This is a genomic window from Streptomyces sp. NPDC050263, assembly GCF_040655955.1.
In the GTDB taxonomy this organism is placed as follows: Bacteria; Actinomycetota; Actinomycetes; order Streptomycetales; family Streptomycetaceae; genus Streptomyces.
Genome location: NZ_JBFAKW010000006.1, coordinates 92,886 through 106,179, shown reverse-complemented (window position 1 = coordinate 106,179; position 13,294 = coordinate 92,886). Strand labels below are relative to the sequence as shown.

Below are 13,294 nucleotides of genomic sequence, written 5' to 3'. Positions count from 1 at the left end.
GCCCACGGTATCGGTTGCCGTCCCTGGGGGCTGCGCCCCCAGACCCCCCGCCGGCCCCTGAGGGGCCTTGTCCTCAAACGCCGGACGGGCTGAATTGTCCTGACCGGTCCTTGAAGGCGACGCCGGACGGGCCGGGTCGCCGGGACCGGTGCCGGCTGTGGAAGAAGCGATAGCGTCTTCTCGTGGGGATCGAGAGCGACCAAGTCGTCTACGAGTATCTGAGCCGGGTCGGGGATGTCGCGCAGCAGCGGCAGTTGTCGTCGGCGACGCGGATGCGGCTCGTGTCCGAGCTGCGCAACGAGATCGACCGGCGCCGGGCGAAGGCCGCCGTCGACTCGCCCGCCGCCGTCCGCCGCATCATCGACCGTCTCGGCAGTCCCGACGACATCGTCGCCGCCGCGGCCGAGCGGGGCAGCGGCGCTCCGGACGCGCCGGCGTCCTCCGTGCCCGTGCAGCGGGACCGGGAGGAGGAGCCGAAGCGGCCGAAGGGGATCCGGCGGGTCGTGCCGCGCCCCCGCTCCGGGACACCGCCCCCCGCCGCCGCCCCCTTTGACGCGGCGTCCTCGCCGCACCGCGCCCCCGCCCACGAGCTGGGCGACTCCCGGGAGTCGCCGGACTGGTGGCTGAACGAGCCGATCCCGTTCGGCCCCGGCGAGGACGTCCACGGCTTCGTCGGCGGCGTGGAGATCGCGGACCTCCTCAAGCCTCCGCCGCGCAGAAAGCCCGAGGACGAGGAAGAGGAACAAGAGGAAGAGCAGGAAGAACAGGCACAGGCAGACGGGGATGACGGGGACGAGGACGAAGGCCGCCCCCGTCGTCGGTTCCGGCTGCTGCGGGGCTCCGGGGCGTCCGGCGGCGAAGGGCGCGGCTGGAGCAACCCGCTTCTTCTGCTCGCCGCCGGCTGTCTCGTCTTCGGCGCGGTGTTCGGGAACTGGTACGGGCTGATCCTGGGGTGGCTCATCGCCTACGCCTCGCGCCGGCTGACCGAGCGGGAGACGAAGCTGGCCGTCATGTGGCTGCCGGGGCTCTCGCTCACCGCCGGGCTCGTCTGGCTGTGGGGGCGGTCCGACGGGCGCTGGGGCGACCCCATCGCCGAGGGGCAGATGAACGACGCGGTCGCCCAGACCTGGCCGTGGGTGATCCGGGGCGCGGCCGTGGCGTCGGCGCTGTTCCTGGTCTGGCGCTCGCAGAAGCAGCGATAGGGAGCCGGGGCAGCGGGTCACCGGGCACCGGGTCGGCGGATCACCGGATCAGCCGCGGGCAGAATGGGTGCATGACGTCACCCGTGCTCACCGTCGGCTTCGACCTCGACATGACCCTGATCGACTCCCGGCCCGGCATCCGCGCCACGTATGTGGCGCTCGCCGAGCGGACGGGGACGTACATCGACGCCGATGCGGTCGTCACCCGGCTCGGCCCGCCGCCGGAGACCGAGCTGGCGTACTGGTATCCGGCGGACCGGGTGGCGGCCATGGCCGACCTCTACCGCTCGCTGTACCCGGAGCACGGGGTCACCGGCGCGACCGCGCTGCCCGGCGCCCGGGAGGCGATCGAGGCCGTGCGGGCGGCCGGCGGGCGGGCGATCGTCGTCACCGCCAAGCACCAGCCCAACGCGGAGCTCCAGGTGGAGCACGTGCGCCTCGGCCCCGACGCGGTCATCGGCGACCTGTGGGCCGAGCAGAAGGCGCTGGCGCTGCGCGAGCACGCCGCGAGCGTCTACGTCGGCGACCACGTGGGGGACATCCGTGGAGCGCGGGCCGCCGGGGCGCTGTCGGTCACCGTGCCGACCGGGCCGTGCGACGCGGAGGAACTGCGGACGGAAGGTGCGGATGTCGTGCTCACCGGCCTCACCGAATTCCCCGCCTGGCTCGCCCGCCACCTCGAGGGCCGCCCCGCCGGCTACCCCGCGGCGCCCCGCGCCTGACGCCGTCCTGCGGCGACCGAGCGCAGGACGCCCGCGCCCGCGATCAGGAAGCCGACGCCCATGAGCATGCTCAATCCGAACATGTACGTCGGAAAAGGCGTCGTACCGAGGAACAGCGGGGCGACCGTGACGAGTGTGGCCACGGCGCCGACGAAGAAGACGATGGCACCGGCACGGATCAGTCGGTCACCGGGAGCGGCGGAATTCGTTTGGGTTTTGTCACGCACCCGACCAGGGTAGTTCCCAGCGCGAAGGAACAACCGGGGGACATCTTGTCACCGGCTCGAAGACCATTGGCCTTGGTACCGGCGGGTCATGGACGACCCGCCCAAGTGCTGTCAACAGCCGTTCCAGCGCTGTTTCGAAGCGCCGAAGCAGCAACGGTCTTCCGTATCAAGGGAGAAGCCGAGGAAGCCCAGAGCTGAGCGCACACACGTCCCACACTCTCCGAGCCTTTGTCGCGCCACTCCAGGTGCATGGGGGCTCAGACCCGTTTTAAGGCGTGTTCGGCTGGAGAGACCCCCGGTAAGGTTGCACGACGGCTTGTTCAACGGCGTCCGGGTGTCAGTCCAGGACGGATCGAGGGAGTGTGTGCTTTGCCGACTGGCAAGGTCAAGTGGTTCAACAGCGAGAAGGGCTTCGGCTTTCTCTCCCGCGACGACGGCGGTGACGTCTTCGTACATTCCTCGGTCCTCCCTGCCGGAGTCGAGGTACTGAAGCCGGGCCAGCGGGTGGAGTTCGGCGTCGTCGCCGGACAGCGCGGTGACCAGGCGCTCTCCGTCGTCATTCTGGACCCGACCCCGTCGGTCGCCGCCGCGCAGCGCAAGAAGCCCGACGAACTGGCCTCCATCGTCCAGGATCTGACCACCCTCCTCGAGAACATCACGCCGATGCTCGAGAAGGGCCGCTACCCGGAGAAGAACTCCGGCAAGAAGATCGCCGGTCTACTGCGCGCGGTCGCCGACCAGTTGGACGTCTGAGCCGGAAATCGGTGAACGATCAGGCGATCGATCAGACGGCCGATCAGGCCGTCAATCACGGGAAATCGAGTGCGCCGGGGCCGAGGGGCGGCAACAGTCCCTCGGCCGCCGCGCGTGTGAGCAGTCCGCGAACGGCCGCATAGCCGTCCTCGCCGAGGTCGGCCGTGAACTCGTTGACGTACAGGCCGATGTGCTGGTCGGCGACGGCCGGGTCCATTTCCTGGGCGTGCGCCATGACGTACGGGCGGGACGCCCCGGGGTCGTCCCAGGCGGCGCGCACCGAGGCGCGGATCGAGTCGGCGAGCCGGGTCAGGGACTGCGTGCCCAGGGAGCGCTTCGCGATGATCGCGCCCAGCGGGATCGGCAGGCCGGTCGTGGACTCCCAGTGTTCGCCCATGTCCGCGAGCTTGTGCAGCCCGTAGCCGCCGTAGGTGAAGCGGGCCTCGTGGATGACCAGCCCCGCGTCGACCTTTCCGTCCCGCACGGCGGGCATGATCTCGTGGAACGGCATGACGACGATCTCGCCGACGCCCCCCGGGACCGTCTCCGCCGCCCAGAGGCGGAACAGCAGGTACGCCGTCGACTTCTCGCTCGGCACGGCGACCGTGCGGCCGGTGAGGTCCAGCCCGGCCTCCCGGGTCAGCACCAGCGGGCCGCAGCCCCGGCCCAGCGCGCCCCCGCACGGCAGCAGCGCGTACTCGTCGAGGACGTACGGCAGCACGGCGTACGACACCTTCAGCGCGTCGGACTCGCCTCGCTCGGCCATGCCGTTGGTGACGTCGATGTCCGCGAAGGTCACGTCCAGCGCGGGCGCGTCCGGTACGCGGCCGTGGGCGAGGGCGTCGAAGACGAAGGTGTCGTTCGGGCAGGGGGAGTACGCGATCTGCACGGTCTCAGCGCTCATGTGGGTCATGTGGGTTCCAACTCGTGAGGACGGGCGTGAGCTTCCCGAAGCCTGCCGTCAGGGCCGTCAGCGCCTCCCCGATGCGCCAGGCGGCGCGGTCGCGCGGGCCGACGGGGTTGGAGACCGCTCGGATCTCCAGCACGGGCACACCGTGCGCGGCGGCCGCCTCGGCGACCCCGAAGCCCTCCATCGCCTCGGCCAGGGCCCGCGGATGCCGCTCGCGCAGGGCGGCGGCCCGGGCGGCGGTGCCGGTGACCGTCGACACGGTCAGGACGGCCCCGGCGCGGGCCCCGGCGGCGGCCGCGGACTCCCGTACGAGGGACTCGGGCGGACGATGGGTGACGGCGCCGAAGCCCAGCTCGGTGACCGGGAGGAAGCCGTCGGCGGTCTCGGCGCCCAGGTCGGCGGCGGTGATCTCGTCGGCCACGACCAGGGAGCCGACGGGGGCGTCGGGCGCGAAGCCGCCCGCGATGCCCGCCGAGACGACGAGGTCGTAGGGGGCGCCCGCCAGCGCGGCGGCGGTGAGCGCGGCGGAGACGGAGGCGGCGGCCAGGGCGGGGCCGACTCCGGCGGCGAGCAGGTCGCAGGTCTCCCCGGCGCGGTACAGCGTCACGCCCGGGAGCCGGGTCTGCGCAACCGGTTCCCGCGGCCACGCCCGGGCCACCGCGTCCCGCTCGGCGGGGACCGCGGTGGCCACGAGGACGCGGGTCGGGCGGATGCGGGACGTGGTCAGTCGTCCTTCTTGAGCTTGAAGGACCACAGGCCGGTCGCCGCCTGGCTGTCCTTCTTGCCGTCGCCCGCCTTGATGGTGACGAGCGTGGAGTCGCCCTGCGCGCCGTACTGGGCGTTGAAGAAGACGCTGCCCGGGATCGTCCGGTACGTCTTGTCGCTGTCCTCGGTGAGCGGCTGACCGTTCATCAGGATCGTCCAGCGCTTGTCGGCCACGTCGGGGTCGACGCCGAAGCGGACGGTCTCGTCCGGGTCGACGCTGATGGACTTGATGTCCTTGTCCGCGAGGCACTTGGTCAGCGCCGCGGCCTGGAGCGCGTCGCCCTCGCCGCCGCAGGTGGCCTCGGAGCTGACCGAGGAGCGGCCGACGGTGATCGTGGACAGGGGGGTCGGCTTGTCGCAGGCCGACAGGACGAGCAGGCCGGCGGAGACGGCGCCGGCGGCGGCGACGGCGCGGCGGCGTCGTACAACGCCGTGTACATCGGCGGCTCCGCCGCGGGGCAGCATCGAGGTCATGGCCGAAGGCTATCGGGCACCTGCGGTCGGCTCTTTACGTGGGGTGCGGCGTGGCTGTGTGATCCGCCACGTGTCGCGCCGGGCGCTTACGCCACACGGGGCTTCGCGCCGCCCCCGTGCCGCACCGAGGACAGCAGGCCGCGGACCGTGCACAGCCAGCCCACCGCGACCATCACGGCGGCCACCGACAGGCCCAGCGTGCCGTTCAGCGGCATGACGATGCCGACCGCGCCGCCGAACACCCAGCACACCTGGAGAATCGTCTCCGAGCGGGCGAACGCCGAGGTGCGCACCAGTTCCGGCACGTCCCGCTGGATCAGCGCGTCCAGGGACAGCTTGGCCAGCGCCTGCGAGAACCCGGCGACGGCCGCCATGCACGCCACCAGGAACGCCCCGAAGAAGACGGCGGTGACGAGCACGGCGCCCAGCACGACGGCCACCACCGTCACGATGATCAGCTCCGGGGCCCTGGAGCGCAGCCAGGCGCCCACCGCGGTGCCCAGCGCGTTGCCCACGCCCGCCGAGACGGCCACCATGCCCAGTGAGACCGCCGCGCTCTGCCCGGTCAGCGGGTGCTCGCGCAGCAGGAACGCCAGGAAGAAGGTCAGGAACCCGGAGAGCCAGCGCAGGGCCGCGTTGGCGCCCAGCGCGTGGGTGACGGCGATGCCGACGGTCCGCAGGCCCGGCCGCTTCACCGGCCGGCGGTGCGGGCCGTGCAGATGCTGTTCGTCGGCGGCGAGCAGCGCCACGTCCTCGCCCTTGGCGGAGTCGACCTTGCCCGGCAGCGAGAACGACAGGAACGCACCGGCCATGAAGATCACGAAGGCGCCGTAGAGCGGATAGCGCGGGCCGAGCGCCTGGAGCCCGGCCCCGATGGGCGCGGCGACGCCGGTGGCGAGGAGGCCGCCGAGCGTGACCCGTGAGTTGGCCTTGACCAGGGAGAACCCGGGCGGCAGCAGCCGGGGCACGACGGCGCTTCTGACCACCCCGTACGCCTTCGACGCGACGAGGACGCCCAGCGCGGCCGGATACAGCTCGATGCTGCCGGTGGCGACCGCGCCGGACAGGATCAGCGCCAGCAGCGCCCGGGCGAGCATCGACCCGGCCATCGCGGCGCGCCGCCCGTGCGGGATCCGGTCGAGCAGGGGCCCGATCACGGGGGCGAGGACGGTGAAGGGGGCCATGGTGATGGCGAGGTAGAGCGCGACGCGGCCGCGGGCCTCGTCGGTCGGCACGGAGAAGAACACCGTCGAGGCGAGGGCGACCGTGATCATCACATCGCCGGCGCCGTTCACACCGTGTAGTTCGATCAGCTTGCCGAGCCCGGACTCGCCGGCGCCGTGCGCGTGCGTGGCCTTGCGGATCCCGCGGGCGGTGCCGGTGAACGGAAGATGCAGGGCACGCCCGACCGCGCGGACGGACCCGCTCATCCGGCCCGAACCGCTCACCCGGCTCCTCCCCTTGTTCCCCTTCGTCGCACCGATCCCGGTGGCGCCTTGGGGTGTTCGCGCGGCTGCCACCCCGTCATAGTGCCCCGAGAAAGCTGTGCATAGTGCGGTTACCGCGCGTCTGGCCGTGTGATCGTCGGCTCGCCGGAGCGGTTCGGCGAGAGTTCGGGGGGCCTCGCGGCAGGCTTTCCCGGGCTCCGACGGGCTGCTCGAGGGCTGCTCGCGGGCGTCTCGCGCACTTCTGGTGGGCGGTAAACGTCCCGTCGGTGTAGGCCGAGCGTCCGCGAGCAGGTAGCGTGCGTAGCGCGCCGTGGCGATCGTTCTCGGCCGCGCGCCTCCCGGCCATCCCGCAGAATGGATGACAGCAGGTGCGCCCGAGCGCGATCGGGCGCGGACGTCGACGCGGCCCAGTGGTCCGCTCCGTCCGCACCCGCCGCCTTCAGGCAGGCGCATCGAGAGACGGCGTAGGAGAGAAGCGATACCTGTGAGCGCAGCGACCACGCGAAGCCGCACCCCCGACCGCCTGTGCGCCGAGGCCGTCGACCTCGCACGTGCCGCCGCCGAGGAGGCAGCCGCCCCCGGCGTGGTCGGCGAGCACGTAGGCATGCTCTCCGAGGGCGACCGCGTGGTCACCCACTACTTCGAGTGCAAGGAGCTGGGCTACCGGGGCTGGCGCTGGGCGGCGACGGTGGCGCGGGCCTCCCGCGCGAAGATCGTCACGCTGGACGAGGTGGTCCTGCTCCCCGGCCCCGACGCGGTCCTGGCGCCCGAGTGGGTCCCGTGGAGCGAGCGGCTGCGCCCCGGCGACATGGGCCCGGGCGACCTGCTCCCCACGGACGCGGAGGACCTGCGCCTGGAGCCCGGCTACACCGGCGAGGACGAGCCGCCGCCGAACTCGCTCGTCTCCGAGGAGATGGCCGAGCTGGCGGAGGCGGAGGACGCGGAGGTGACCCCGGCGGCGCCGGCCAAGCTGCCGGCCGCGCCGGTCCGCGGCACGATCGCCGCGGTGGCCCAGGAACTGGGTCTGCGCAGAGCCCGGGTGCTGTCCCGCTACGGCCTGCACACCGCCGCCGACCGCTGGGAGGAGGGCTTCGGCTCCCAGACGCCCATGGCCCAGGCGGCCCCGGCGTCCTGCGTGAGCTGCGGCTTCCTCACCCCCATCGGCGGCTCCCTGGGCCAGGCCTTCGGCGTCTGCGCCAACGAGTTCTCACCGGCCGACGGCCGCGTGGTCTCGCTGTCGTACGGCTGCGGCGGCCACTCGGAGGCGGCGATCATGCCGACGCCTCCGCGCCCCGCCCTGCCGGTGGTGGACGAGACCCGCGTCGACCCGTTCCCGCTCCGCCCGGCCCCGGACTCGGGCTCGGTCCCGACGACGACGGACGAGGACACGGCGGAGCTGGGCCACTCCTAGTGCCGTGACCGGCGCGGTGCCGGCCGTCGTCCGGCCGTCGTCCGGCCGCGTTCGTCGGCCAGGTGTCGGGGGCCCGACCCCTTGCTGGAACACAGCGCTCTCCCGTGGGCGGTACCTTCGTCCTCACGCCGATGAGGAGAGTGAACGTGAGCAAGTTCGTGCGGCCGGCGCCCGAGGGCGCGGATCCTTTCGGCACGGCCCGGCTGCGCCGCGGGGTCCTGGACGCCTGGGCCACGAGCCCGGCCCGGTTCCGGGAGGACGCCAACGCCGAGGAGGACCTGGTCCTCGGCGGGTACCGGGACCGTCTCGTCGTCGAGCTCGCGCAGAACGCCGCCGACGCCGCGGCCCGGGGCGGGGTGCCGGGGCGGCTGCGGCTCACCCTCCGCGACGGAGTCCTGGTCGCCGCGAACACCGGCGCGCCGCTGGACGCCGCCGGCGTCGAGTCCCTCGCCACGCTCCGCGCCTCCGCCAAGCGGGAGAGCCGGCAGTCGGAGGTGGCCGTCGGGCGGTTCGGCGTCGGGTTCGCCGCCGTCATCGCCGTCACCGACGAGCCGGCCGTCGTCGGACGGCACGGCGGTGTCCGCTGGGACCTGGCGGAGGCCCGCGTTCTCGCCTCCGACACCGCCCGGCACAGCCCCGGCCTCGGCGACGAGATCCGGCGGCGCGACGGGCATGTGCCCCTGCTCCGGCTGCCCTTCGCCGCCCAGGGCACCGCCCCCGACCCGTACGACACGGCCGTCATCCTGCCCTTGCGCGACGCCGCCGCCGCCGACCTCGCGGAACGGCTCCTCGGCGCCGTGGACGACGCCCTGCTCCTCGCCCTGCCGGGCCTGGAAGAGGTCGTGATCGAGATCGGCGACGGCGCGCCCCGCACCCTGAGCCGGTTCGCCGACGGCCCGCTGACCGTCGTCGCGGACACCCGGGACGGGACCACCCGCTGGCGCACGGTCGCCGCCACCGGGCCCCTCGCCCCCGAGCTGCTGGCCGACCGGCCGGTGGAGGAGCGGCTGCGACCGCACTGGTCGGTGACCTGGGCCGTGCCGGTCGACGAGGAGGGTGCGCCCGTCCGGCCCCGCACCACGCCCGTCGTGCACGCGCCCACGCCCAGCGACGAGCCGCTCGGCGTGCCCGCCCTGCTCATCGGCTCCTTCCCGCTCGACACCACCCGTCGCCACGCCGCCCCCGGACCGCTGACCGACCATCTGGTGCAGCGGGCGGCGGACTCCTACGCCCGGCTCCTGGCCGACTGGCGGCCGGTGGGCCCCGGCATCATCGACCTGGTGCCCGGACCGCTGGGGAAGGGCGAGCTGGACGGGTCGCTGCGGCAGGCGATCCTGGAGCGGCTGCCGCGCACCGCGTTCCTGCCGCCCGCCGTCGCGCCCGTCAAGGACGAGGACGCGGGCGACGAGGGCGTCGAGCTGCCCGAGGCGCTCCGGCCGCGGGACGCCGAGGTCGTCGAGGGCGCCGGCGTCGACACCGTGCGGGTGCTGGCCGAGGTGCTGCCGACGCTGCTGCCCGCAGGGCTGGAGCGCCGCGTCGAGCTGCGCACGCTGGGCGTCGCCCGGATCCCGCTCGCGGACGCCGTGGACCGGCTGGCCGGTCTGGAGAAGGACCCGCACTGGTGGTACCGGCTCTACGACAGCCTCTCCGGGGTCGACCTCGACCGGCTGTCCGGACTGCCCGTGCCGCTCGCCGACGGCCGGACCACCATCGGCCCGCGCCAGGTGCTGCTGCCCACCCAGGACGCGGCCGGTATCGACCCGGAGATCCTGGCCCGCCTCGGCCTCAAGGTCGCCCACCAGGACGCCGCGCACCCCTTGCTGGAGAAGCTCGGCGCGCTGCCCGCGACCCCTCGCGCCGTCCTGACCACCCCGCAGGTGCGGGCCGCCGTCGCGGCCTCCCTGGACGACGACGGCGGGGCCTGGGACGACCGGGACGCGCCGGACGCCGAGGAGCTCGCCGACACCGTGCTCGCGCTGGTCCGCGGCGCGGGTCTGGAGCCCGGCGACGAGCCGTGGCTGGGCGCGCTCGTCCTGCCCGACGAGGAGGGCGAGCTGGTCCCCGCCGGGGAGCTGGTCCTGCCCGGCAGCCCGTTCGCCTCCGTCATCCGGGAAGACGAACTCGCCTTCGTCGACGCCGAGTTGGCGGACAAATGGGGCGAACAGCCGCTCGCCGCCTGCGGTGTTCTCGCCAACTTCGCGCTGGTCCGCGCCACGGACGTCGTCCTCGACCCGGACGAACTGGAGCCGCGGGACGGGGACTTCGCCGAGCCCGACGACGCGGGGCTGCTGGACGCCGTCGACGTGTGGTGCGAGGACATCCTCGACCGCTTCCCCGACAGCCCGGTGCCGCCCGTCGCCACCGAGCTGGTCGCCGTCCGCGATCTCGACCTCGTCGACGAGGACCGCTGGCCCCAAGCGCTCGCCCTGCTCGCCCAGCCGCCGCTGCGCGACGCCCTCACCCAGCCCGTCCGCATCCTCCTCCCCGACGGCACGCACGAGATCGTCCGGCCGTACACGGCCTGGTGGCTGCGCGGGAACCCGGTCCTCGACGGCCGGCGGCCCGCCGGCCTGCTGGCCGCCGCCGGCGACCCGCTGCTGCACGGCCTGTACGAGGAGGCCGACGCGACCGGCTTCGACGACGAGCAGGTGCTGCGCGCCCTCGGCGTGCGGACCTCCGTGGCCGCGCTCCTCGAGGAGCCCGGCGGCGCCGCCGAACTCCTCGACCGGCTCGCCGACCCGGAGCGTCCCGTCGGCTCCGCCCAGCTGCACGGCCTCTACGGAGCGCTGGCCGAGCTGGACCCCGAGCAGGTGACCCTGCCGGACGAGCTGCGGGCCGTCGTCGACGGGCGGGTCGAGGTCGTGGACGCGGCCGACGCCGTCGTCGTCGACTCGCCCGACCTGCTGCCGTTCACGGACGGCGTCCCGCTGCTGCCCGTGCGGCCGTCCCGGGCCGCCGAACTGGCCGAGCTGTTCCAGGTGCGGCGGCTGAGCGAGTCCGTGACGGGGGGCGTCGACTCCGAGGGCACCGAGCACGACGTGCCCGAGTCGGTGCGGGTGCTGCTCGGCCCGCGCACGCCCGGCACCTATGTCGAGCACGACGAGCTCGTCGTCGACGGCGTGGAGATCGACTGGCGACTGACCGGCGACGGCGTCCTGCACGCGGCCACCCTGGAAGGGGTCGCCGCCGGGCTCGCCTGGGCGGCACGGCAGTGGCCGCGCCGGTTCGAGGTCGCGGCCCTGCTGGAGGACCCGTCACGGACCGGGGAACTGGCCCGCGACCGCTGGTTCGACTGACTCCCCACGGAAACCTCTGCACAAATTTCTCACCGGACGTACAACCATCCACCCCCATCGGTCATCTGATGGGGTGAGTCAACAGACTCCATGATCACTTTGGGCCCCGGATGTGAAGCGAGCCGTGCGAACGGCAACCGTTCGGGCCCCTCTCCTCAGGGGGAAACGAATGCGCATGCGCGCCACTGTGGTCGCCGTCACCGGTGCCGTGGTTCTGTCCGCTTTCGCCGTTCCGGCCGCGCAGGCCACCGGCAGCGACACCCGCAACCCCATCGACACGCTGAAGGCCCTGCACGCGGCCTCCTCCGGCAAGAGCGCCTACGTCGGCGAGACCACCGCCGTCACCGGCACGCCCTACGCGCTGGACGCCAAGTTCACCGACGTGAAGGTCAACAACGGCAAGCCGATCGTGGCGGGCACGACCGGCAAGGTCTCCGTACCGGTCGCCTTCAAGGTCACGCACGGCGCGGGCGTCGACGTCACCGCGGACGACACCGAGCTGGACCTGTTCATCTACCGCGGTTCGTTCGCCGACCCGGCCAACTTCCTCCTCGGCGACGACTGGCCGTCCTGCACCAACACCACGGCCACCGTCGCCACCTGCAAGGGCACCATCGACGTCCGCCCGAGCGAGGAGCTCTACAACGCCGACGCCACGGCGTGGAAAGTGGGCGGCTACGTCGTCGACTTCAACGACCAGCTGGGCGCGGACGACGTCGATCTGACCAAGGTCGGCTACGTCGAGTCCGGCGCCCTGGGCACCGTCAAGCTCCAGCGTCTGGCCAAGATGACGGTCAACGCCGCGCCGGAGCCGGTGAAGAAGGGCAAGACCCTCACCGTCACGGGCAAGCTGAGCCGCGCCAACTGGGACACCGGCGTGTACAGCGGTTACTCCACCCAGTCGGTGAAGCTCCAGTTCAAGAAGAAGGGCAGCACGGTCTACACCACGCTCAAGACCGTCAAGACCAGCAGCACCGGCGCCCTGAAGACGACGGTGAAGGCGGGCGTGGACGGCACCTACCGCTACCTCTTCGCCGGCACCTCGACGACCCCGGCGGCCAGCTCCTCGGGCGACTTCGTCGACGTGAAGTAAGCGGCACACGGCACGCGGCGTGCAGAGACGGTCGGCTCCGGAATCCGGAGCCGACCGTCTGCCGCTCGGCAACTCCTTTTCACCGCACTCCTCGCACTCCTCACCGTCTTTCACTCCTCCATCTGGGGAACGCACATGCGCATACGCGCCATCGTGGTCGCCGCTTCCGGCGCCCTCGCTCTCTCCGCCCTCGCCGTCCCGGCCGCGCAGGCCGCGCCGACGGGGGCGCCGGCCGTGACCTTCTCCAACATGAAGGTCAACGCGGGCAAGGCCGTCGTGGTCGGCCCCTCGGCCATGGTCACCGTCACCGCGACCTACACCGTGACGAAGCCCGCGAGCCTCAGCGCGAGCACCTTCGAGACCGGCCCGCTGCTCTACCGGGGCGCCAAGCTCGGCATCGACTCCGAGATGCTCGGCGGCGACGACGCGGGCACCTGCAAGGCGGCCTCGACGACGGTCCTGAACTGCGCGGCCAAGATCCAGTTCCGGCCTGCCGCCTCCGCCGAATTCGACGACCTGGCCAACAGCCAGGCCGGCGCCTGGAAGGTGGGCGCGCTCGCCCTCCCCAAGGACATCACCGGTGTCGACGACTTCAAGTGGCAGGGCAACCTGGGCGCCGTCGACGTGCAGCGCAAGTCGGCCCTGACGGTCAACGCCGCGCCGGAGCCGGTGAAGAAGGGCAAGACCCTCACCGTCACGGGCAAGCTGAGCCGCGCGAACTGGGACACCCACAAGTCGGGCGGCTACGCGGCCCAGTCGGTGAAGCTCCAGTTCAAGAAGAAGGGCAGCACGGTCTACACCACGGTCAAGACCGTCAAGACCAGCTCGACCGGCACGCTGACGACCACGGTCAAGGCCTCCGTCGACGGCACCTACCGCTACCTCTTCGCCGGCAACACGACGACCCCGGCGAGCAGCGCGGCGGGCGACTTCGTCGACGTGAAGTAAGCCCCCGTGAAGTAAGCCCCTGCGAAGCAAGCGGCGGGCAGCGTA

Annotated in this window: 12 protein-coding genes; 7 read left to right on the top strand and 5 right to left on the bottom strand. The window is 72.9% G+C overall.

Annotated elements, in window-relative coordinates; translation table 11 throughout:
* The first annotated feature begins 182 nt into the window (after positions 1-182).
* Together AB0J04_RS04395 and AB0J04_RS04390 are read left to right on the top strand one after the other, a co-directional pair.
* Positions 183-1,202, top strand: a complete 1,020-nt coding sequence (locus tag AB0J04_RS04395; protein WP_363166863.1) for a hypothetical protein — start codon at positions 183-185, stop codon at positions 1,200-1,202.
* A gap of 71 nt (positions 1,203-1,273) precedes the next feature.
* Positions 1,274-1,924: a haloacid dehalogenase-like hydrolase gene (locus AB0J04_RS04390; RefSeq protein ID WP_363166862.1), complete on the top strand. Its 651-nt coding sequence runs from the start codon at positions 1,274-1,276 to the stop codon at positions 1,922-1,924.
* On the opposite strand, the gene AB0J04_RS04385 is transcribed toward AB0J04_RS04390, so the two are convergent.
* The gene (locus AB0J04_RS04385) at positions 1,900-2,151 is read right to left on the bottom strand and encodes a hypothetical protein (RefSeq protein ID WP_057579097.1); all 252 of its coding nucleotides are present in this window, start codon (positions 2,149-2,151) and stop codon (positions 1,900-1,902) included. The genes AB0J04_RS04390 and AB0J04_RS04385 overlap by 25 nt on opposite strands.
* Before the next feature lie 369 nt (positions 2,152-2,520).
* Between AB0J04_RS04385 and AB0J04_RS04380 the strand changes: the two genes are divergently transcribed.
* A complete protein-coding gene (locus AB0J04_RS04380; RefSeq protein ID WP_363166861.1) occupies positions 2,521-2,904 on the top strand; it encodes a cold-shock protein in 384 nt (127 codons plus the stop codon).
* Positions 2,905-2,959: 55 nt separating this feature from the next.
* Here the strand turns inward: AB0J04_RS04380 and AB0J04_RS04375 are convergent, their stop codons facing one another.
* The 4 genes from AB0J04_RS04375 to AB0J04_RS04360 form a co-directional block, all read right to left on the bottom strand.
* A complete protein-coding gene (locus AB0J04_RS04375; RefSeq protein ID WP_363166860.1) occupies positions 2,960-3,808 on the bottom strand; it encodes a 1,4-dihydroxy-6-naphthoate synthase in 849 nt (282 codons plus the stop codon).
* Entirely contained in the window at positions 3,798-4,505 is a 708-nt protein-coding gene (locus AB0J04_RS04370; RefSeq protein WP_363166859.1) for a futalosine hydrolase, read from the bottom strand. The genes AB0J04_RS04375 and AB0J04_RS04370 overlap by 11 nt, the downstream gene beginning before the upstream one ends.
* A 32-nt stretch (positions 4,506-4,537) precedes the next feature.
* The gene (locus AB0J04_RS04365; RefSeq protein WP_351904539.1) at positions 4,538-5,053 is read right to left on the bottom strand and encodes a DUF2771 domain-containing protein; all 516 of its coding nucleotides are present in this window, start codon (positions 5,051-5,053) and stop codon (positions 4,538-4,540) included.
* Positions 5,054-5,139: 86 nt separating this feature from the next.
* Positions 5,140-6,573, bottom strand: a complete 1,434-nt coding sequence (locus AB0J04_RS04360; protein WP_363166858.1) for an MFS transporter — start codon at positions 6,571-6,573, stop codon at positions 5,140-5,142.
* A gap of 412 nt (positions 6,574-6,985) precedes the next feature.
* Between AB0J04_RS04360 and AB0J04_RS04355 the strand changes: the two genes are divergently transcribed.
* From AB0J04_RS04355 to AB0J04_RS04340, 4 genes are all read left to right on the top strand, one after another.
* A complete protein-coding gene (locus AB0J04_RS04355) occupies positions 6,986-7,912 on the top strand; it encodes a DUF3027 domain-containing protein (protein WP_363166857.1) in 927 nt (308 codons plus the stop codon).
* 146 nt (positions 7,913-8,058) lie between these two features.
* Positions 8,059-11,208, top strand: a complete 3,150-nt coding sequence (locus tag AB0J04_RS04350) for a molecular chaperone Hsp90 (RefSeq protein WP_363166856.1) — start codon at positions 8,059-8,061, stop codon at positions 11,206-11,208.
* Positions 11,209-11,383: 175 nt separating this feature from the next.
* Positions 11,384-12,301, top strand: coding sequence for a hypothetical protein (locus tag AB0J04_RS04345; RefSeq protein ID WP_363166855.1), 918 nt, complete (start codon positions 11,384-11,386; stop codon positions 12,299-12,301).
* A 135-nt stretch (positions 12,302-12,436) separates the two neighbouring features.
* Positions 12,437-13,249 (top strand): hypothetical protein, encoded by an 813-nt coding sequence (locus AB0J04_RS04340; protein ID WP_363166854.1) that lies wholly within the window; start codon positions 12,437-12,439, stop codon positions 13,247-13,249.
* The last annotated feature ends 45 nt before the right edge of the window (positions 13,250-13,294 follow it).

Excerpts from the sequence above, each read along its gene's own strand:
- AB0J04_RS04365 (WP_351904539.1), bottom strand. The coding sequence starts at position 5,053 with ATGACCTCGATGCTGCCCCGCGGCGGAGCCGCCGATGTACACGGCGTT.
- AB0J04_RS04390 (WP_363166862.1), top strand. The coding sequence starts at position 1,274 with ATGACGTCACCCGTGCTCACCGTCGGCTTCGACCTCGACATGACCCTG.
- AB0J04_RS04345 (WP_363166855.1), top strand. The coding sequence starts at position 11,384 with ATGCGCGCCACTGTGGTCGCCGTCACCGGTGCCGTGGTTCTGTCCGCT.
- AB0J04_RS04340 (WP_363166854.1), top strand. The coding sequence starts at position 12,437 with ATGCGCATACGCGCCATCGTGGTCGCCGCTTCCGGCGCCCTCGCTCTC.
- AB0J04_RS04375 (WP_363166860.1), bottom strand. The coding sequence starts at position 3,808 with ATGAGCGCTGAGACCGTGCAGATCGCGTACTCCCCCTGCCCGAACGAC.